This is a genomic window from Nocardia wallacei (genome assembly GCF_014466955.1).
Classification (GTDB): Bacteria; Actinomycetota; Actinomycetes; order Mycobacteriales; family Mycobacteriaceae; genus Nocardia; species Nocardia wallacei.
Map to the genome: position 1 here is coordinate 1,733,890 of NZ_AP023396.1, position 19,069 is coordinate 1,752,958.

15 protein-coding genes, 1 tRNA gene and 4 pseudogenes are annotated in these 19,069 nt (G+C 60.7%); 15 read left to right on the forward strand and 5 right to left on the reverse strand.

All coding sequences use genetic code 11. The features are described 5' to 3' along the window. Nucleotides 1–3 precede the first annotated feature (3 nt). Nucleotides 4–1,392 (reverse strand): HNH endonuclease signature motif containing protein, encoded by a 1,389-nt coding sequence (locus NWFMUON74_RS08050; protein ID WP_187687318.1) that lies wholly within the window; start codon nt 1,390–1,392, stop codon nt 4–6. 129 nt (nt 1,393–1,521) lie between these two features. Here NWFMUON74_RS08050 and NWFMUON74_RS08055 point away from each other — a divergent pair. The 3 genes from NWFMUON74_RS08055 (at nt 1,522) to NWFMUON74_RS35900 (ending at nt 2,372) form a co-directional block, all read left to right on the forward strand. Next, a tRNA-Ala gene (locus tag NWFMUON74_RS08055) sits at nt 1,522–1,597 on the forward strand. 181 nt (nt 1,598–1,778) lie between these two features. Then, nucleotides 1,779–1,928: a hypothetical protein gene (locus NWFMUON74_RS35620; protein WP_195061857.1), complete on the forward strand. Its 150-nt coding sequence runs from the start codon at nt 1,779–1,781 to the stop codon at nt 1,926–1,928. A 48-nt stretch (nt 1,929–1,976) separates the two neighbouring features. Continuing rightward, entirely contained in the window at nt 1,977–2,372 is a 396-nt protein-coding gene (locus NWFMUON74_RS35900; protein WP_054814856.1) for a hypothetical protein, read from the forward strand. Here the strand turns inward: NWFMUON74_RS35900 and NWFMUON74_RS36835 are convergent. Next, nucleotides 2,253–3,341, reverse strand: a pseudogene (locus NWFMUON74_RS36835) (recombinase family protein); the annotation flags it as partial. The gene NWFMUON74_RS35900 and the pseudogene NWFMUON74_RS36835 overlap by 120 nt on opposite strands. 238 nt (nt 3,342–3,579) lie before the next feature. Continuing rightward, nucleotides 3,580–4,721, reverse strand: a protein-coding gene (locus NWFMUON74_RS08065) for an IS3 family transposase (protein WP_086007605.1) whose coding sequence is annotated in 2 segments (ribosomal slippage) — nt 3,580–4,454 and nt 4,454–4,721 — 1,143 coding nt in all. Because the reading frame shifts where the segments join, the coding sequence is not laid out codon by codon here. Nucleotides 4,722–4,802: 81 nt separating this feature from the next. Between NWFMUON74_RS08065 and NWFMUON74_RS08070 the strand changes: the two are divergent. Continuing rightward, nucleotides 4,803–5,393, forward strand: a pseudogene (locus NWFMUON74_RS08070) (cytochrome P450); the annotation flags it as partial. Further along, nucleotides 5,390–6,290, forward strand: a pseudogene (locus tag NWFMUON74_RS08075) (NAD(P)/FAD-dependent oxidoreductase). The pseudogenes NWFMUON74_RS08070 and NWFMUON74_RS08075, both read left to right, overlap by 4 nt. A gap of 598 nt (nt 6,291–6,888) precedes the next feature. Here NWFMUON74_RS08075 and NWFMUON74_RS36520 read toward each other — a convergent pair. Continuing rightward, nucleotides 6,889–7,020: a hypothetical protein gene (locus NWFMUON74_RS36520; RefSeq protein ID WP_255220970.1), complete on the reverse strand. Its 132-nt coding sequence runs from the start codon at nt 7,018–7,020 to the stop codon at nt 6,889–6,891. Between the two features lie 837 nt (nt 7,021–7,857). On the opposite strand from NWFMUON74_RS36520, the gene NWFMUON74_RS08080 reads away from it, so the two are divergent. The 10 genes from NWFMUON74_RS08080 to NWFMUON74_RS08125 all read left to right on the forward strand — a co-directional run bounded on the left by NWFMUON74_RS08080 (nt 7,858) and on the right by NWFMUON74_RS08125 (nt 17,409). Beyond that, nucleotides 7,858–8,694 carry an MlaE family ABC transporter permease gene (locus NWFMUON74_RS08080; RefSeq protein WP_036542646.1) on the forward strand — a complete coding sequence of 279 codons (837 nt, stop codon included), beginning with the start codon at nt 7,858–7,860 and terminating at the stop codon, nt 8,692–8,694. Next, nucleotides 8,695–9,561, forward strand: a complete 867-nt coding sequence (locus NWFMUON74_RS08085) for an MlaE family ABC transporter permease (protein ID WP_036542649.1) — start codon at nt 8,695–8,697, stop codon at nt 9,559–9,561. Between the two features lie 6 nt (nt 9,562–9,567). Then, nucleotides 9,568–10,617, forward strand: a complete 1,050-nt coding sequence (locus NWFMUON74_RS08090) for an MlaD family protein (RefSeq protein ID WP_081505339.1) — start codon at nt 9,568–9,570, stop codon at nt 10,615–10,617. After that, nucleotides 10,614–11,633 (forward strand): MlaD family protein, encoded by a 1,020-nt coding sequence (locus NWFMUON74_RS08095; protein WP_014349805.1) that lies wholly within the window; start codon nt 10,614–10,616, stop codon nt 11,631–11,633. Before NWFMUON74_RS08090 ends, NWFMUON74_RS08095 begins: the two co-directional genes overlap by 4 nt. A 65-nt stretch (nt 11,634–11,698) precedes the next feature. Further along, nucleotides 11,699–12,661 (forward strand): MlaD family protein, encoded by a 963-nt coding sequence (locus tag NWFMUON74_RS08100; RefSeq protein WP_048833144.1) that lies wholly within the window; start codon nt 11,699–11,701, stop codon nt 12,659–12,661. 2 nt (nt 12,662–12,663) lie between these two features. After that, entirely contained in the window at nt 12,664–13,767 is a 1,104-nt protein-coding gene (locus tag NWFMUON74_RS08105) for an MlaD family protein (protein WP_127516261.1), read from the forward strand. 77 nt (nt 13,768–13,844) lie between these two features. Continuing rightward, entirely contained in the window at nt 13,845–14,849 is a 1,005-nt protein-coding gene (locus tag NWFMUON74_RS08110; protein ID WP_228792445.1) for an MlaD family protein, read from the forward strand. Between the two features lie 116 nt (nt 14,850–14,965). Continuing rightward, nucleotides 14,966–15,802 carry an MlaD family protein gene (locus NWFMUON74_RS08115; RefSeq protein ID WP_228792446.1) on the forward strand — a complete coding sequence of 279 codons (837 nt, stop codon included), beginning with the start codon at nt 14,966–14,968 and terminating at the stop codon, nt 15,800–15,802. A 32-nt stretch (nt 15,803–15,834) separates the two neighbouring features. Then, nucleotides 15,835–16,470: a hypothetical protein gene (locus tag NWFMUON74_RS08120; RefSeq protein WP_178128354.1), complete on the forward strand. Its 636-nt coding sequence runs from the start codon at nt 15,835–15,837 to the stop codon at nt 16,468–16,470. A 105-nt stretch (nt 16,471–16,575) separates the two neighbouring features. Continuing rightward, nucleotides 16,576–17,409, forward strand: a complete 834-nt coding sequence (locus NWFMUON74_RS08125) for an alpha/beta fold hydrolase (protein WP_158682527.1) — start codon at nt 16,576–16,578, stop codon at nt 17,407–17,409. A 527-nt stretch (nt 17,410–17,936) separates the two neighbouring features. Here NWFMUON74_RS08125 and NWFMUON74_RS08130 read toward each other — a convergent pair. Next, a pseudogene (locus NWFMUON74_RS08130) lies at nt 17,937–18,993 on the reverse strand (integrase core domain-containing protein); the annotation flags it as partial. Nucleotides 18,994–19,069 lie beyond the last annotated feature (76 nt).

Sequence of the window (19,069 nt, forward strand, 5' to 3'; positions counted from 1 at the left end):
TGTTCAGTGGTAGTCCTCGGGGGAAACCGTCGACAGCGGACGGTGGGCGACGGGGTGCTCGATCGGGTACGTCAGGTCGATGACGGCAGGGTGCGGTCGATCCGGAGTCGTGGTGGGCGAGGACAGGTCGAGATCGGGGGCCTCCGCGTCGCTGTGCGGGAACAGGTAGCGGGCGCCCTCGCGGAGCGTGGTCTGCTCGTCGCCGGTCGGGCTGGTCCACCGAAGTCGGTCGTCGTCCGGGTGGTGTAATCGCCACCGCAGTGTTCCTTTGTCCACCAACGACTTCAGCCGTCGATGGCGTGGGCAGAGTACGGCCAGGTTCGCCATCACCGTGCCGCCGCCGCGACCGGGATGGGCGATGTCGAACGGCTCGATGTGCTCGAGCTCCGACTCCGCGGCGGGCATCGTGCACCCTGGGAAACGGCAGCCGCCGTCGAGCGCGCGGACCTCCCGCGCCAGCCACGGCGACGGCACCTCCCGCATCGACTCCGCGGTGGTGGTCGGGTCGTCGGGACGTTCCGGGATCACCTCGAACTGCGCGTACTCGGCGATTCTGCGGGCGAGTTCGGCGTCGAGCGGGCCGTATCCGGCCAGCAGCGCCGGATGGGTGCCGCCGCCGAGCAGCGTGTCGGCCGGGACCCCGATCTGGATCAGCGGTCTGCGCGGTGCGGCGCCTGGTGCACCAGCGGCCGGGCACTCGCTACCCCGGCCGCACTCGCAGTCGAGGCGCCCGGAGCCGTCCGCCAGCGCGACCAGGGCGTCGGCCCGGCGCTGCGGTAGAGTCCGCGAATCCGCTTCGCAGACTTGCAGGCTGATCTCCCGGAGGCGCATCGCCACGGTCTGCGCTCCCGCCGCGGGTAGCAGCCCGTCGAACACCGCCATGCCGTCCTGCACCGCTGTGACGCGCACGTCGCGGTCGTTCTCGCGGCGCTCGCGCCTCCGCCGCTCGCCCTCGGGATCCAGCTTGGCCACCCACCGCCGCGCCGTCTGCCGCAACCGCGCCGGCGTCGACCGCGTTGCCGCCTCGATCAGCTTGGGCTCCAGCTCTTCCAACACCTCCGGCGGCAGGTCGCGAGCGTTGTCCGCGATCACCTGCGCGCGGGCCAGGTCGATCAGCCCCGACCCGAACGCCGTCCGCGTCCGCGGCAGACCGTCCAACGCCAGGCCGATATCGATCAGCGCCGCCGCCACCTGCTCCGAAATCTGCACCGCCACCGCGGCCTCGGTCGCCGCGAACTCCCCGCCCTCCTCGGTCTCCTCCTGCCGCCGATACAGCTCCCGCACCGCCAGCACCTCTGCCGCCTGCGCGAACGCCGCCGCCCCGTGTGCCCGCCGCAGCGCATCGATCAGCCCCTCGTCACTCATCGCCTGAAGCTCTCCGCTGTCGAACATGTGTTCGACATTACTCTTCGAACACCAGTTCTACCACCCCTTCCATCCAGCCGATTTGGACCCGTGAGCAGCCGTGGTGTAACTTCGTTGAGGCCGGAGGGAAACCCCCGGCAAGCGAGAACTGAACAAGGGGCTATGGCGCAGCTGGTAGCGCACCACACTGGCAGTGTGGGGGTCAGGGGTTCGAGTCCCCTTAGCTCCACCATAGGGTCACTACTAGAACCCGGGGCTGAATGAACGCCCTGGAGTAGGACCCCTACTCCTCCCTTCATTCGGGAGTTGCCTGATTCAGGAGCATCCCGGCTTGTCTTGTGCCGGGTTGCGCCGCATGTTCCTGCTTGTGCCCGTTGGGCGGCGTGTAGCTGTCCGAAGGGTTCGTGCAGGCGGTGGCCGTTGATCTGCTCGTCGTCGATGTAGAGCTGTTGGAAGATTGCCTGATTGAACAGGCGGCGCTGGTGTTCGTTGCAGCGGCGATACAGTTCTTGGGGGTTCTCCAGCAGTGTGAGCGCGGCGTCGATGAGTCGGGCGCTGGATGACAGGTCTTCGGTCGTTGTTGCCAGGCGTTCGGTCAGTCGTCGCCGTTGGTGGGCGATGTCGCGGAGTTTGGCTTTGATCTTGGGCTGCGGAAGGGTGGCGTCGGCTGCCAGGTCGATGAGGTTCTCTTCCTGGGCGTCGAGTGCCTGCAGTTCGGTGGTCAGTTGTTTCTGGAGGAGTCGGTCGGCGGTCTCTTGAGCGTTGATGGCTTCGGCGATCTGGTTGCGGATGCTGGTGATGAAGTCGCTGCGGAATCGGATCGTCGCGTAGTGCGCCTCGACGGCGTCTTCGACAAGGGCGACGTTGATGTGTGGCGCGTTGCAGGTGCCCTTCTGTTTGTTGCGGCAGAAGAAGTAGAGGTATTCGTTGCCGTGTCGGTTGGTTGTTCGCTGGATGATCATCCGCCCGACGGTCCCGGTCCGCTGGCAGCGTCCGCAGAACAGTGACCCTTTGAGGTAGTGGTGGTGGACGCGTCGGCGTTCGTGGGCGTTGGTCCGGGATTCGAGGATCTCTTGGACGTTGTCGAAGAGGTTCTCGTCGATCAGCGGCTCGTGTCGGCCCTGCATCTCCTCGCCCTTGTAGATGACGTAGCCGAGGTAGTAGCGGTCGCGCAGCATCGTCGAGAGCTTGTTTTTGGATACTCGTTGGGCGGGGTGGCGGTGGGTCGGTCGGGTGCGCAGTCCGCGGTCGTAGAGTTCCTCGGATAGTTCGTCGAGGGTGTAGTCGCCGGTGGCGTACAGCTGGAACGCGAGCTGGACGAGCGGTGCGCGTTCGGGGTCGACGCCGATGGTGCGGATCTCGCGGCCGTCGAATCGGTCGAAGATGTTGAGGTACCCGAGCCGGGCGCGGCCGAGTGTGCCGCCGTTGCGGGCTTTCTGGCCCATCTTGTAGGAGATGTCGGCGCCGGACTCGCGGGACTGGTACTCGTTGAAGGTGGCGAGGATGCCGTGCATGAGCTGGCCGACCGGCGAGTCGTCGATGGATTCAGTGGCGGAGACCAGGGTGACGTTTCGCTTGCGGAGGTCGGCCATGACGATGGCGTCGTCGAACCGGTTTCGGGCCATACGAGACAGTTTGTAGACGATGACGTAGTCGACGTCTTGATGGTTTCGAATTCGAGCGAGCAGTTTTTGGAACTCGACTCGTTTCGACATTTCGGTCGCACTCCGGCCAGGCTCGATGTATTCGTCGACGATGGTCAGGCCGAGTTGATTTGCCTTGTTCTGGCAGGCGACACGTTGAGCGGGAATCGATATGCCTTCCGGGTCGTAGTCTGTCTTGAACTGCCCCGGCGATGAGACACGTAGGTAGATGACAGCACGGTCGCCCGCCTTCAAAGGTGCTGGCAGTGATGGGAGTTCGGATGCCAAGTCGTCATCCGCATCGTTCCCCGGGCCTACGTACGCGCTCACCATGGAGATTCCTTATTCTCGACGTCACGGTATTTTCGCGATCGATATTATTATGATTCGACAGAGGGTGTTACATTCCCTGACGGTCGTCGATTCGAGATCCGTTGTATTTGCGAATCGGGGAGGTTAGGGCAAACTTTTGCCGGAGTTTAATTATGTAGTTTCGTCCAGGATTGATAATTTGGCCAGTCCCCGATAACGCGACCACCCGGTTTCAGAGTCGGTGTCGTTCGGTCGGTGTTCAGTTGATGTCGCAGCCCACGGGGTGGTGGGTGTGGGTGCAGGCCGCAGCGTACTCGGCCGGGGTGCGGTAGCCCAGCGCCGAATGCCGGTGCCGGTGGTTGTGCTCGTGCTTGAAATCCGCGATCACCACCCTCGCTTCGAGCAGGCTGGTCCAGTGGTTGCGGTTGAGGCATTCCACGCGCAGGCGCCGGTTGAACGATTCCACGTACCCGTTGTTCCAGGGGGTACCCGGCGGAATATACGAGATCCCGACCCGGTCTCGGCAAAATGTTTGCAGTGCTGCCGAAATCATTTCCGGCCCGTTGTCCAGGCGCAGCACCTTCGGCGCCCCGTGGACGGCGAAGACCCGCTCGAGTTCGGCGACCAGATGCTCGCCGGTGATCGACCGCTCGACCAGGTGCAGTAGGGATTCGCGGGTGTGCTCGTCGATCATCGACGCGATCTTCACCACCCGCCCGTCGACGGTAGAGTCGAACTGGAAATCCAGCGCCCACACCACGTTCGGCGCATCCGCATCCACCGCCGGCACCGACGAGGTGCCGGCCCGTTTACGCGGGTGATGCGCCCGCACCTGCAAACCTTCTTCCCGCCAGAGCCGGTGGACTTTCTTGATGTTCATCCGGTGGCCTTCGTCGAACCGCAGCACTGCCCAGGCCCGGCGGAACCCATGACACGGGTTCTTGGCCGCATAATTCCGCAGCCACGCCCGCGTCCCGGCGTCGGGGTCTGCCGGTGTTTGCGTGGCAGGGCACCGGCGGTATGTCGACCGAGCGAGCCCAACGACCTTGCACGCGAACCGTTGCGACATGCCCATGACCTCGCTGAGCATGTCCACGGCGCGGCGCTTGGCCGCTGGGCCTAGAATTTTCCCTTCGAAATCTCGCGCAGCGCGTCTTTCTCCAGTTCCGCGTCGGCGAGTAGCCGCTTCAATCGGGCGTTCTGTTCCCGCAGTTCCTTGAGTTCTTTGGCGGCGTCGGTGTCCATGCCGCCGTACTGGCGACGCCAGTTATAGAGTGTCGCCGCCGAGACTCCCAGGTCAGCGGCGATTTGCTCGCCGGTCAAGCCTTCCGCGGCCAGTTCATCGGCGCGCCGCAGCTTGCGCACGATGTCCTCCGCGGAATGCCGTTTCCGTCCAGCCATGGTTCCCATAGTCCCTTCTAACCCCTGATCAGGGCCAACGAGACTCTAATTCCGGCTGGTCGCATCCATGGGGGACGGGTCATGATCACCATGTTGCAGGGTAACGAGAACACCAAAAATCTGATCGACCGCCCGATGGAGTTCTTGGGCAACCTCTTGTTGCTGATCGTCGGTGGCAACGACACGACCCGGAACTCGATGAGCGGCGGTGTGCTTGCACTCAACCGCTTCCCTGACCAGTTCGATAAGGTGAAGGCGAACCCGGGCTTGATCCCCAATATGGTCTCGGAGATCATCCGGTGGCAAACTCCGCTGGCCTACATGCGCCGGATCGCCAAGGCAGACACAATTCTGAACGGCCAGTTCATCCGCAAGGGCGACAAAGTGGTGATGTGGTATGCCTCGGGCAATCGCGACGAGCGCGTGTTCGAACGACCGGACGAGTTCATAATCGACCGGTCCAACGCCCGCAACCATATCGCTTTCGGCTTCGGCGTCCACCGCTGCATGGGCAACCGGCTGGCCGAGCTGCAGCTTCGGATCCTCTGGGAGGAGCTGCTTCCTCGCTTCGAGAATATCGAGGTCGTGGGGGAGCCCGAGTACGTGCAGTCCAACTTCGTGCGGGGCATCAGCAAGATGATGGTCCGCCTCACTCCGAAGGCAGACGTATGAGTGTACAGCGAGCTCTCATCGTCGGGGCCGGCCATGGTGGAGTCCAACTCGCGGCCAGTCTGCGCCAGGATGGGTGGACGGGCGAGGTCGTCCTCATCGGTGAGGAGCCGACTCTACCCTATCAACGCCCTCCGCTGTCGAAAGCCTATCTGGCCGGGAAGAGCACAATTGACGAGCTCGCGATCCGCAGCGCGGAATTCTATCGCAAGCAGGGAATCAAACTCGTGGATGCGACAGTAGAGGCGATCGATCGATCGGCTGGTCGCCTCGCACTGAGCACTGGCGACGCATTGCCCTATGACAAGCTCGCGCTGTGCACTGGTGCCCGCCCTCGTCGGCTCGCCACCTCGGGCGCCGATCTGGCAGGGGTCTACTACCTACGCACCGCCGCCGATGTCGAGATGATCCGAGCCGCTGCCCGCCCCGGGCGGCGGGCCGTGATCGTCGGCGGCGGCTACATCGGACTGGAGACGGCCGCCTCCCTGCGAGCGTTGGGACCCCGATATCGTCGCGGCTGGGGACTGCGCCAGTCACCGGATGGCCCGTTATGGCCGCCGTATACGCCTGGAGTCGGTGCCGAGCGCCAGCGAGCAGGCCAAGGTCGCAGCCGCGACCATCAACGGGAAGTCCAGGAAGATAGCGGCGCTTCCGTGGTTCTGGTCGGATCAATACGATCTCAAGCTCCAGATCGCCGGCCTCAACACCGGATACGACGAAGTCGTCCTCAGCGGGGACCCATCCGGGGACCGCGACTTCACCTGCTTTTACCTCCGCGCCGGCGAGCTCGTTGCCGCCGACTGTATCAACCGCCCCCGCGACTTCGTATTCAGTAAGCGGGCAATCACGCAGCAACTCCACATCAACCGGGACGAACTGTTGCTCGCCGGCTCGGCCTGAGGCCACGGTCTGTTGGGTGATGGCTACGCGGCAGTGCGTGGGGCGTAGGCCGGCTCAGCGGTGGCTGACCCGCTCTTGCTTCGATGCACCGGTTTTGCCCAACCCTCAGCCGATTGCGCGACGTTCAGTGCATAGCAGCCCGTCTCGTGTTCGGCCGATGGTTGCAGCCCCAGCAGTGCACGATTCGGGACTTAACCAGCCGACTCAGTCCTCGCTGAGGAGCTCGACGTCGTCGAGCCGGGTGAGCGGATCGGCGCCGAAACAGGAATCGCTGGGGATCGCGTCGGTTGTGTGGAGCCGCATCGTGGTTGCTGCCTACGCGTTGGCGTAGGCGTCACCGACCGACCCGACCGACCCGATCGACCGTCGGAGATCCGAGACCGCCAGTGCTTCCACGAGTTTTACTGCGGTGTATCGAGACCTCACATCGGAATGATGTATCGCTCCACCGACCGGAAGACCTTCGCGAGCCCGCAGAGCGACCGCGGGCCGGATCGCCTTCTCCGCAAACGTGGCGTCTTCGCTGGTCGAGCATTCCGAGCCGAGGACGCAGCCGGCGTAGGCATCGACGACGAACGCGGTAGACGAACATCGGTGATCAGGCGGATGTAGGTGAATCGGCCATGAGCCGCGTGTTCTGCGCCAGAACCCGAAACTGCCGGTCCGCCAGGTCGGTCGCTCTCGACGCGGCCTGGTTCGGTTTGGTCATGCCGACCTTCTTGCCGCGCACGATCAGCCACTGCTATCGCGGCCGCTAGTCGCACGAAGAAAGATGTTGCCGCTTCGCGGATTCCGATCGTTCCTCGGATTCCCTATTCGTGCGGTGCAGCTGGCAAATCTCCCTCGCTGCCTCCGTCGACACGCCTTCGGCGCCGCCGGTGTCGACCGCGGCGCGGCGCACCCAATTGCGCAGGGCTTACGGGTCGCTCCGAGCCTCGCAGAGACCGCTTTCATTCCGCCGAAATGCGTGGGCACCACACCCGGGCGGTTCATCTGCCGGAGCTGCCTGGTCGCGATCATTCCCGTCGATCAGGGCTTATGGGTGGACTGGCAATGCCGAAGCAGGCAGTGCGAAACGGCGCCACCCAGCGACGGAAGCGGAGCAAAGTGCAGCCGGAGTAGTGACCGAGGGAGTATCTTCGGTGGCCGATGCCTGCCAACCGCCCCTGCACCACAACCGCACTTTCCTCGGCCGTAGATGGGCGAGACTGCTCATGTGGATGGTGTCGTCGCACGTCGCGGTTGCTATCGGCCGACTTTCGCCGGGGCGATATCGCTCGGTTGCCAGAGGGTCGCTCGCGCGTCCCGGGATCGATCGAAATCCTCTATTGACACTGCGTGAGCAGTACCACATACTCATACCCAGAGTATCTGGTACTTGCAGTAGTGCACAAGGAGGTGCCGTGAGCAGGGTGCGCTCGATAATGACCCGACGAGGTACGTCATACCGGCGAAGCCATTCCGATCATTCGGAGAACGAGCTATGCCGGATCGTCGACACTTTCCTAGCGGGCGCGCCAGTTGCGTTGCGGAGCGATACTCTTGGTTAGGACGGGAATCTGTGGTAATGCCTGAACGTAGCGCGCTATCGACGTCGACGAGGTTGCTCAGGGAAAACTTTTCCGAAACCGTAGTGTCGGCGCTCAGAACTTTTGGCCGGTCGACGCAGATGGCTTCTGAGTCGGCTGCGGGAGCAGTAAGCGATATCGTTCGTTTGAGATTCCAGTGGCGAGAGGCACTGAATCAAGCTTGGTATCTGATCACCGTTACTGCGATTCCGGCCATCCTGATGGCCGTGCCTTTCGGTGTCATCGTTTCCGTCCAGGTCGGAAACTTGATTCATCAAATCGGGGCGGACTCCCTGCTCGGTGCCGCTGGTGGATTGGGTGTGATCAAACAGGGCGCCCCCATGGCAACAGGGCTGCTGCTGGGTGCGGCCGGAGCGGCCGCAATCGCGGCGGATCTGGGTGCACGTAACATTCGCGAAGAAATCGATGCCATGCGAACGATGGGCATCAGCCCCTTGCACCGACTCGTTATTCCTCGGATGGTGGCGATGGTTTTCGTCGCGCCGATGCTCAATATCTTGATCATCTTCACGGGCGTGATAGCTGGATATGCGGTCGCAATCGGCCCCCAGGGAGTGACCCCCGGCAGCTACTGGGGAACGTTCGGCTCTTTCACCGTTGTCGCGGACATCGGTGTCTCGATAGCCAAGTCCGTGCTGTTCGGATTCATCGTGGTCGTGATCGCGTGCCAGCGGGGGCTCGAGGCAAAAGGCGGTCCGCGCGGAGTGGCGGATGGCGTGAACGCGGCTGTAGTTCTCTCCGTAGTTTCCATCGCCATCACGAACCTCATAATTACTCAGCTGGTGTCGATGTTCCTTCCGACGAGGCTGGCCTAGATGTCGGAGGTAAAGGTTACTCCACCTCGGCTGGCGAGGCTCAGGAGAAGAATAGCGCCGTTCGGAGCGCGCATCGCGCCCCTGGAGTCGATCGGTTTCGTACTCGCGTTCGTTTGGGAGGCGCTGTCCGCGATCCCGTTCACGATCAGGCGATATCGAGCCGAGACTATGCGCGTGATCACGGATATGACATGGGGCCAAGGGTCCATTATCGTCGGCGGTGGAACTGTGCCGATGCTGGTGGTACTCGGTCTGGTGATCGGAGGCTCGGTCGGTGTAGAGTCCTTCACCACTCTCAACCTGATCAGCATGGGGCCGGTGACCGGCATCGTTTCGGCCTTTGCCAATACACGGGAACTTGCACCGATTGCTGCGGGCGTCGGGTTCGCCGCACAAGCCGGATGCCGTATTACGGCCCAAATCGGCGCTATGCGGATCTCCGAGGAGATCGATGCACTCGAGTCGCTTGGACTGCGATCGATACCGTTCGTTGTGACCACCCGGGTCATCGCCGGGGCCGTGGCAATCATTCCGACATTCTTGATCGCCTTGATCCTGAGTTATGCCGCTTGTCGCGCGGTGATCGTGCAACTTCATGGCCAAGCCGCCGGTGTCTACGATCACTATTTTTATCAATTCATCAGCGGCTGGGATGTGACGGCCTCGGTGATAAAGGTTCTCGTATTCGGGACGGCTGTGATTCTTATCCATAGCTATCATGGGTTCTTCGCCGTTGGTGGGCCAGAAGGCGTCGGAATCGCATCTGGACGTGCTGTCCGAGCAAGCTTCGTGGCAATCATCGGTTTGGATATGGTGTTGACCCTCCTCCTGTGGGGCGTCAACTCCTCCATCGAATTTACGGGGTGAGAAACGATGTCTCGCTATGAAATGCCGGGTGTGTCGACATCGAAGCGGTCATCGGTCATGCTGGGTGTTCTCGCCGTGATCACAGTGATCGTAGTAGCCTTGACCTGGACTGTTGTGATGGCCCTACAGGATGATAATCGAATAGTGGTACTGCTGCGTACCGAGTCCATCGGCGACGGAATCACCGTCGGAACACCCGTTCGATTCGACGGTATCGAGATAGGTGATGTTTCGGCGATCGAATCGGACGATGGGGCGAAACAATTGATTCTCAGACTGGAAAGCGCCGAATCGGCAGGTCTCACGGACGGGCTGTTCGTCGACTACTCGCCATCGAACTTGTTCGGCATCAGTGAAATTGCGCTGAAACCAGGTGATGGTGGGGCTCCATTACGGGATGGCAGTATCGTCGATTTGACGGGGCCGCGAGCCGACCGGCAACGAGACGCAACGATGGGTGTTCTCATCCGCAGCGTAGCTCAAGCAACTGGAGACATTCTCGTCCCGGAATTGACCGAGATCCTGACACGGGGCGCGACAATAGCCCGGCAATTCACACCTCTCATGGAGGCAATCGTTGTATCCAGCCGGAACATTGCTGAAACCCAGACGATGCCGATATCGCAGCTGCTGGACCAATACGGTTCCATGCTAGTCGGGACTGCATCGATGATCGACGGTACGGTCGGCCTCATAAATCGGCTCACCACGATCGAGATCTTGAATACAGATCGTGAGCTGTTCGATTCGACAGTCAATACTGTAGGTCGGGAGTTCTTTCCTGGGCTGGCGGAAACTCTATTCGCGGCTCAGGGTCATCTGTCGGACTATGCGGCTATGCTCGCTCCGGTTCTGTCAACGGCAACTAAAATGGTACCTACCCCCGGCGCCTCGAGCATGCAGCTCACTGAACTCCTATCACGTCTAGACCGATCATTCACGTCGACTCCAGACGGTCCGATTCTGAACATCGAGTTGGTTCTCGATATGGTTCCAGCGTTCACCGCGTTCTTGCCGGGTCTTCCGCCGACATCCAACATCGGAGGTGGCCGATGACAAGACAGCGAAGTTTTCTGGCGACCAGCGCAAAACTTATCGTGTCTGCCGTCGTGATCACTGTGCTGCTCGCGATCATCGTTCAGACGGTGCAACGCCCCGTATCTGGAGACGTGGTAGAATTCTCGGCTGAATTCGTCGACGCGAACGGCCTCAAGGCCGGCGACGATGTCCGTATGGATGGTCTTCGAGTTGGCGAGGTACGATCGATTACCTTGGATGCCAGTGGTCGAGCGGTGGTTGGATTTGCGGTCCAGCGCAATCACCCGATCTACGAGAACACTGTGCTGGCGATTCGCTATCAGAACCTCGTAGGACAGCGATATCTCGATGTTCAACAATCATCGCCGACCACAGCGGAGTTGACGGCCGGACATAAGATCGATATTGCCAACACGATCCCGTCGTTCGACATTACGGATTTATTCAACGGCTTACAACCGGTACTCGCAGAGCTGTCGCCCGAAGCGGTGAACAAGTTCGCAGAGAACATGATCGCTGTCATCGAGGGAGACGGAGCGGGCGTCGGTTCCGTCCTCGACTCTATCGAAGCCTTGTCCAACTATGCGCTGGACAGGCAAGCGGTAGTCACCGTTCTGGTCGGAAATCTCAAAGAGATATCCGACCATATCGGTGGCCGATCCTCGCATCTCGTCCGACTTGTCTCGGAGCTGGCCTCGGTTGTGTCCACGTTGCGTAGCAAGGTGGATGGAATTGTCGAATTCGCCCTCATGGCACCAGACGTGATCGCGCCATTGAACGGCCTTCTCGAGGCCTTCGGCTTGACGGCCGGACCTAACGCCGATGCCGATGCCCTGTTGGGGGCAGTATTTCCGGACCCGGAACAGGCGGTCGAGGTGCTGCGGAAGCTGCCGGCCGTTCTCGAGACACTGAATGCGTGGGTTCCCGCCGATGGACCGGTCATCAATCGTAACTGCTCGAACGGCAACGCCGAAGTTCCGGCGCCGTTACATGTGTTGATCAGTGGGCAAAGGATCTCGATATGCGAGCGGTGATCAGTAAGCTATTCCGTGTTCGCGGGGGTACCGCGTTGCAGACGGTGAGTGCTCCCCTTCGAAGCATGGACCGAGAATTGCGCTGGGCTGCCGTCGGGGCCGCAGTGATGGGAGCGGTCTTGACGGCGAGCGTAGTAGTCTACGTAGTACCTTTCGACGAGTCCACATACTGGGCGGAAATGCCGGAAGTGGGCTCGGTCAAGGTTGGCGATGACGTCCGAATCGCGGGTGTGCCGGTTGGTGCGGTGAAGTCCATCGAGCTGAGCCGAAGGAACGTTCGAATGAGCTTCACCGTCGACAGCGACATCTTCATCGGTGACCAGACGAGTCTCGATATCCGTATGCTGACACTGATCGGCGGCCGCTACCTCGCGGTGACGCCGGCGGGGAATTCTGCGTTACACTCGTCCATTCCCGCCGAGAGGGTCCATCTTCCGTACAGCTTGGGTCGGACTTTTGAGGACGCGATTCGGCCGATCGATGATATCGATGGCGATACGTTGCGGCAGAATTTGACGAACATGAACGCTGCGATTGCCAGTGGACCGTCCGGCATTCGCCGAGCAACAGAGGCATTCGGATCTCTGGTCGACATCCTCGACCGCCAGAACCGTGACATTTCGGACACGCTCGCGATGGCGGACGAGTATCTCGGCGCGATCAACGAGTCGAAGGCGACACTCGGCGGAATGATCGACAGCGTCAATCTGATGGAGACAGTGGGCCTCGACAAAAAGGCCGAGATCTACGAAGCCGTCCGGCTGATGGACGAGCTTCTCGCGCGTATCGCGGGCCTCGAGCCGGCGTATCGATCCAGGTTGCAATCCGTTGCGCGAGCCCTGGCCGACGTCATCCCTGAGCTGGAACGTCTGGGTGAAGAAATGGGACAGGTTGTCACGAATACGCGCGACCTACTGGCGCGGCTCCAGCCGATCGCGTCGTCGAAGGATGGGCTCGTGGTCGACCAATCCGCGACAGTTGTCCAGGTACCGTCGGTGTGTATTCCGGTCCCCGGAAAGGAGTGCTGACGATGAATAAGCTCTTGGCGTCCCGGGGTCTCATGTCCGTTCTCGGTGTCGCGGTCGTATGTGCAATTCTGATCGTCGGATACTTCGTGATCATCGAGCCTCCCAAGAGGATGCGTAGCTATTGCGCGAATATGCCGGATGCAATCGGCTTGTACGCCGGGAACCATGTCACCATGCGAGGGGTCAGAGTCGGCTCGGTGACGCGTATCGAACCTCATGGTGACATGGTCCGTGTCGAATTCGAGGTAGAGGTAAGCCATTCGCCCCGCGGTCAGGTGTCAGCTACCACCGTATCCGACACAATCGTCGCGGACCGATCGCTTGCATTACTCGATGACAGCGAAGCCGAGCATGAATGGGATTCTGGACAGTGCATTACCCGTACACTGACGCCAAAGAGCATGTCGCAGACTATGAATGCGCTGGGCAACCTCGCTGCAGAGATCACCGATGGAAATGATTCGACACAGCGTGAAAGGCTTGCGGATGAGCTCGCGGCCTTAGATGCCGCATTATCCGGAACAGGACCTGAAATGAATGATACGATCCTCAAGTTGGGTCGTGCTCTCAATTCCCCCAATGCTGCTATCGGGCATATCGGTGCGCTTATCGACTCACTGCGATCATTATCGGACAGCATGGCCGGCGGATGGGGCGATATCAAGGCCATGATCACTCGTCTGGCTCCAGGTCTCGAAGTGATCGATCATGGCATCTTTGAGCGCACCGTGTCGATTATCGATTCGTTGCGGATCATTGTGCCATGGTTGAACGAGATTACTTCAATGTTTGGTGACCAAATTCTCGAAGCGTTGAACGCGACAGTCCCATTAGCGCGTCTCGCCCGTGCGAATATCGGCTCGGTACAAGAAATAATCGACCTGACGCCACCGCTGGTGCAGGCTTTTCAGAGGGCGACGGCGCAGGAGGGTGGTTCACCGATCCTGACTTACGCGGCGCCGGTGGCTCAGCTGCCGCCGGCGGACGCAGAGCGGGTATGCGCGGCCATCGAGCGTGTCGTGCCAGGTAGCTGCAAGTCCGCTGAGAACGAGTTGGAGAAGGTTTCGGTTCTTCCGTTGATATTCGGGACGGCAGGTGCGCGGTGATGGTTCTGCGACGAGTCGTATGGGCGCGATCTGCTCGTGAGCGTGGTGGTCGGTTCATCGCTGCGGCCGCGGTGGCAATGGTGTGCATAGTTCCCGGATGTGGATTCGATCCCGCGGAGGTTCCCGTTCCGGGGACCGGAATTTCTGGAGACCGGTACGGTATCCGGATTCTGTTCGCTGACGCCTTGAATCTGCCAGCGCGAGCGAAGGTTACAGTCGATGGTCTGCGAGCAGGGGTCGTGCGCGATGTGTCACTGGTCGACGCGGGCGAGGACCACGACGGGTATGTTGCCGTCGATGTCGACCTGATGGCGTCGGTTCGATTGCCGGTCGGCACCACCGCTGAACTCCGCCAGCCGACGATACTTGGCGATGTCTCCATCGCGCTGATGACTCCGCCGACCGGCACGCAGGATGCCCTTCCCCCGGGCGCCACCATCGGATTGGACAAGACGAAGCCGCTGCTGCAGGTTGAGGACACCATGAACGTACTCGCGACCTTCGTCCAAGGAGGAGGGATTCAACAGGCTCAGGAGATAATGAACCGCGTGAACGGGGTGCTGCCGATCGACACTCGGCAGACTGCTTCGATATCCGAGGTAGTCGGTGCGGATATCATTGACCTGGCCAACCACCTGGATGCCGTCGACGCAATGCTGAACGGTCTGCGCGCGAACACGGACGTGGTGCAGCGTAGAACCCCTGAACTGGAGTATTTGCTGACCGAGTCGGGGGTGAGTCAGGCCGCTGCTTCGATGACTTCCATGATCGGGTTGATCACGTTGTACGACGGATTCAAATTGCTCACAGAATCTCTCCGGTGGGTCGGCCCCCTGGCGCAATCGGGCAATGAGGCCGCACGTGCCTTCGTGCCGCTATTGTTCACTCGCCGCCCGCTTGATCTGAACGCCCCCTCGAATTTGAACAAAGCCGTGGCCATTTTGCGCGAAAAGGTTATTCCATTTGTTGAGCGCGGTCCGAAGGTTGATATTGTAGGCATTGAAGGCGTCGGCCCCATATCGGACGACGATCGGATAGACAGTATTCTTGCGTCGCTGCGGATGATCGGAGTGGTTCGATGAAGTCGAGTTCCGTGCTATCCCTGGTGTCGATCGGAATCGTGCTGGTCTTGGGCACCGCATACCTAGCATTCGGTGTGCTTCGAGTTGATTGGTTTTCTGGCAGGACTGTTGTGACCATGGCTCTGCCGAGGACCGGGAGTTTGCTACCCGGTTCCCCGGTCCTGTTGAGAGGAGTGAAGGTAGGAGAGATCGACTCTATCGACAAGGCCGAGCGTGGTGTCGAATTGGTGCTGGGTCTCGATCCCAAGTACAGGGTTCCTGCGACCGGCAGCGCTACTGTTGAGGACCTTTCGGGGTTGGGGGAGCCCTATATCGAGTTCGTACCGGATACTGATGCCGGGCCCTACCTGGCCGACGGTCAGCGTATCGACGCGGTTGAAGTGGTTCTACCCCGCTCGATACCTGATGTGGCGCATACTGTCACCCATCTGGTCGAGCAACTGAACCCACAGGCGATCAGCAATATCGTCAAGACCTTGGATCAGACGTTGTCGGGAACGGAAGCCGTGATGCCGCGTCTGGCGGCATCGACAACGCTGCTTTCGGAAACGATTCTGAGTAGGTCACCCGAAATCCGTAATATCTTGACGAATTTGCAAACAATGGGTGCTGATATGGAGTGGGCCGAGGAGTCGATGACCGCCGCCGGCCCTCTGTGGGAGGAAGCCGGAGCGTGGGGCGCACTCATCGCGGACTCTCTGGCGCGACTGTCTCGAATCGGCAATATGCCCGGGGACTATATCGAAGGAAACGGACTTATTCCCTTCCTTGATAAAGTGACGTCTTACATCAATGAGATCGGCCCCGATCTTCGTGATCTGGTCCCGGCGGTACAGCCACTGGCGGAAAGCGCGTCGAACTCCATGGCGCAAATCAACATAAGCGACCTGATAGATCGTGCACTCAGTGTCACGGGGGACGGTGCTTTGCGAATGCGGATCGCCGTCAAATAGATGTGAAAGAACGAGAGACACCGGAGCTGATTATGCCCACAGAAGATTCTCATGATACTGACCGCGAAGCTGCGGAAGAAAAGCCGGTTGACGCGGGTGTGCCTCGGACGTCGGTCAAGGGTGGCTCGAGCGCACGCGGGTCGGAGAGGTCGTTCTCGATAAGCCTGCGTTCTCTGGCCTTGGGAACCGCAGTAGCCCTCCTTGTTGTCGCGGTGGCCGTTTCGATTCCGTTGTGGCTCTCGGCTAGGAGCGAGTTGAAAGATCGGGACGCTGTCGTAGCCGCGGAGAAGCGCGCCGAAGAAGTAGCGTCTGAGTATGCAGTCGGAGCCTCGAATATCGACTATCAGAATTTCGACCAGTGGGTTCGTGGTTTGAAGTCCAACGTCTCGCCCGTTCTTGCAAACAAGTTCGATGCCACTGCTCCGCAGCTGAAAGAAATTGTGCTGCCACTGAAGTGGAGTTCTAGTGGAGTTCCCATCGCGGCGACAGTGCGCTCCGAACGATCGGGTGTCTATGTCGTCAATGTGTTCCTGAATGTGACATCGAAGAGTGCGCAGATACCGGAGGGTGCGCAAACGACTGTTACCTATACCGTAACAGTTGACAAGAATCTGGATTGGAAGGTAACAGATGTCGGTGGTGTCGACTCGGCACTCCCGGCCAAATAGTCACCGGGGTTTTTCGACGTTGAGGAGCTTGGAATAATGACTTCGATTTCCAGCGCGGGTGTTCCCTGCCGCCGACTCGCTCTCACACGGGACGACGGTCCGACATTGCAGATCACCGAATGGGGCTCGCAGACCCCGCGAGTGACTATGGTCTTGACCCATGGACTCGCGTTGTCGCACGAGAGTTGGGAGGACGTTGCTCAGCTTGTGATCGCTGCGGACCCGACTATTCGCGTCGTCACCTACGACCATCGGGGACACGGGGATTCGGAGTCGGCTCCGGCCAGCCTCGAGATTCTTGCGGACGATCTTGCGACTATTCTTTCGGAAACTGTGCCTACGGGTCCGGTCGTATTGGGTGGTCATTCGATGGGAGGGATGACTCTCATGGCCTTGGCTGAACGTCACAGTGAGGTGCTCGGACCGAGAATCCTCGGCGTCGCGTTGGTGTCGACAGGGGCGGGCGATATTCTGGGAAATATGCTGCGCAGCAAATTCTGGCGAAGGCTGATAATGCTGGGTCTGGAGGCGCTACCCTATATCAGGATTCCTTCCCGGCCGCTTTTCCTGATGCGGCAGTCGACACGAGGCATCCTATTCGGAGCGCGTCCTCGTCGGCACGATATGAACCGTGCTGTGCTGCAGCTCGCGAAGAGCAATTCTCGCAATGTCGCGGAGCTGACCCGTTCGATACTCTCTCACAAGCGTTACGGCGTGCTGGGCAGATTCAGCTGTCCCGTCGTCGTGCTGGTCGGGTCTCGTGACCGCCTGACCCCCGTTCATCACTCGCGTGCGCTTCGGCATCGTATTCCAGGGAGTCATTTGGTCATCTTCGAAAAGGCTGGGCACTACCTGCCCTACGAACGCAGCGGTGAGGTGGCCGTCCATCTCCTCGGATTGACTCGGGAAGCGCGCATACGCGAAGCAACCGTCGCATAGCGGCATTAACATTCGTCATACGCTGAGGGTAACGATAGGCGAATAGTTCGCTATCAGAGCTTGATATCGGTCCGGGAACCGCGGAACGCCCTTTCTCAACAGCCGGATGATGACTGTCAGGGTAGTGGGTGCAGCCGCAGCGCGCTGGGGCCGATGTCGTATAGTCCAGCGCCGGCTGCCGGTGCCGCTAGTTATGGTCGGCTTTGAAGCCACCGATTTCAATGCGGGTTCCAGCTGGCTGTTTCAGCGGTTGCGGCCCGGCGCGCGGGTTCGCAACCTTGTTGTCGAACGTCTCGGCGAAGCTGTTGTTCAAGGTTGTGCCCGGCGGCAGGTACCGAGCTACAGAACATGCTGGTCACCATCATCGGTCCGCCGCCCCGGTTCTAGGTTGGACAACGGTCGGGAGATGATTTCGGTTGCCCTGCAACCAGTTCTGCGCCGACCGGGTCGGAGTATCCTGAGCGGTGACGGGACCCGGTAGTCGGTCCGCCGCGTGTGAGAACCAGTTGTAGGGGATGCAGGGTTGTAGCGTATCCGGCTGGGGCGTTGCAGCCCAGGCCGGAATCTCTTCGGCGGTGATTGTATTCTTCCTTCCAATCGCTGATCACGACGCGGGCTTGGGCCAACGACCAGAAGCTGTTGATGTTGGGGCATTCGTCGCGTCGGCGGCGGCTGAACCATTCAATGTAGCCGTTGCGGCAGGGTCGGCTAGTGTGACGAACGCTGAGCAGACCCGTTCCGCCGCCCAGTCGCCTGGCACGCGAAATTGGTCTGTTGCCGCAGCGCAGGGCGGCGGGGTAGTTGCGATCGACAGCGATTCGTTGATGAGTCCGTCGGCGGTGATCGATCGTTCCACCAGCCGGCCCAAGCATTCGCGGGTGTGTTTCATCGACGATGGAGACGATCTGGACTGGGCGTGCGTCGTCGCTGGCATCGAATCGGAAGTCCACTGCCCATACACGGTTGGGTGCCCTTTGCCTCCGTCGTGGTGGTGGTTTCCAGGCGTTTCGGCGCCGCAGCGGCCCTCGTAATCCCTCGTCGCGCCAGAGGCGTTGGATTTTCTTGTGATTGACTGTCCAGCACTCGCTGCGGGCGCCGTGGTAGGCGCGGCGGAATCCTTGCCGTGGATGGGTTTCGTCCAGGCACGCAGCCATTCACGCAAAGCCGCATCGGGATGTGCGTTGGTGTCGGTGGTTCGAACGCGCCGTTGTGTACTTCGATGTTCGCCGGTAACCGGCAGGCGAACCTTTCGCGGACCCCGAGCACCCGCACCAGGTGCGCCACGGCCGCCCGCCGGCGTTCCGGGTCTAGAAGGTTCCCTTGGCGATCTCGTTCAATGCAGCTTTCTCTAGCTTCGCCTCGCCGAGAAGACTTTTCAGAGTGGAGTGTTCGCGTTCGGGGCCCTTCAACCGTTTGCCGTCGCCGGCCTTCAGCCCGCCGAACTGGTTGCGCCACCGTTAGTAGGTGGCCATGGTGATCTGCAGTGACGGCGACTTCCTTATTCTCGCCCAGCAGGTGGACGGCCTTGCTCAGCTTGCGCACGGCCTGTGGAGGTGTGTGCCCTTTTCGTGTCGCCATAGTCATCGAGCGTTCCTGCCCACTACGTGGGCGGCAATGCTCTCACAGCCGCCGGACCAAATGTCATCGGGTCAGGTCAGAC

What these genes read in the sequence shown, in the direction of transcription:
- NWFMUON74_RS08050 (WP_187687318.1), bottom strand. Translation starts at nt 1,392, where the DNA reads ATGTTCGACAGCGGAGAGCTTCAGGCGATGAGTGACGAGGGGCTGATC.
- NWFMUON74_RS08095 (WP_014349805.1), top strand. Translation starts at nt 10,614, where the DNA reads ATGACAAGACAGCGAAGTTTTCTGGCGACCAGCGCAAAACTTATCGTG.
- NWFMUON74_RS08090 (WP_081505339.1), top strand. Translation starts at nt 9,568, where the DNA reads ATGTCTCGCTATGAAATGCCGGGTGTGTCGACATCGAAGCGGTCATCG.
- NWFMUON74_RS08080 (WP_036542646.1), top strand. Translation starts at nt 7,858, where the DNA reads ATGCCTGAACGTAGCGCGCTATCGACGTCGACGAGGTTGCTCAGGGAA.
- NWFMUON74_RS08085 (WP_036542649.1), top strand. Translation starts at nt 8,695, where the DNA reads ATGTCGGAGGTAAAGGTTACTCCACCTCGGCTGGCGAGGCTCAGGAGA.
- NWFMUON74_RS08120 (WP_178128354.1), top strand. Translation starts at nt 15,835, where the DNA reads ATGCCCACAGAAGATTCTCATGATACTGACCGCGAAGCTGCGGAAGAA.
- NWFMUON74_RS08105 (WP_127516261.1), top strand. Translation starts at nt 12,664, where the DNA reads ATGAATAAGCTCTTGGCGTCCCGGGGTCTCATGTCCGTTCTCGGTGTC.
- NWFMUON74_RS08100 (WP_048833144.1), top strand. Translation starts at nt 11,699, where the DNA reads ATGGACCGAGAATTGCGCTGGGCTGCCGTCGGGGCCGCAGTGATGGGA.
- NWFMUON74_RS08110 (WP_228792445.1), top strand. Translation starts at nt 13,845, where the DNA reads ATGGTGTGCATAGTTCCCGGATGTGGATTCGATCCCGCGGAGGTTCCC.
- NWFMUON74_RS08115 (WP_228792446.1), top strand. Translation starts at nt 14,966, where the DNA reads ATGGCTCTGCCGAGGACCGGGAGTTTGCTACCCGGTTCCCCGGTCCTG.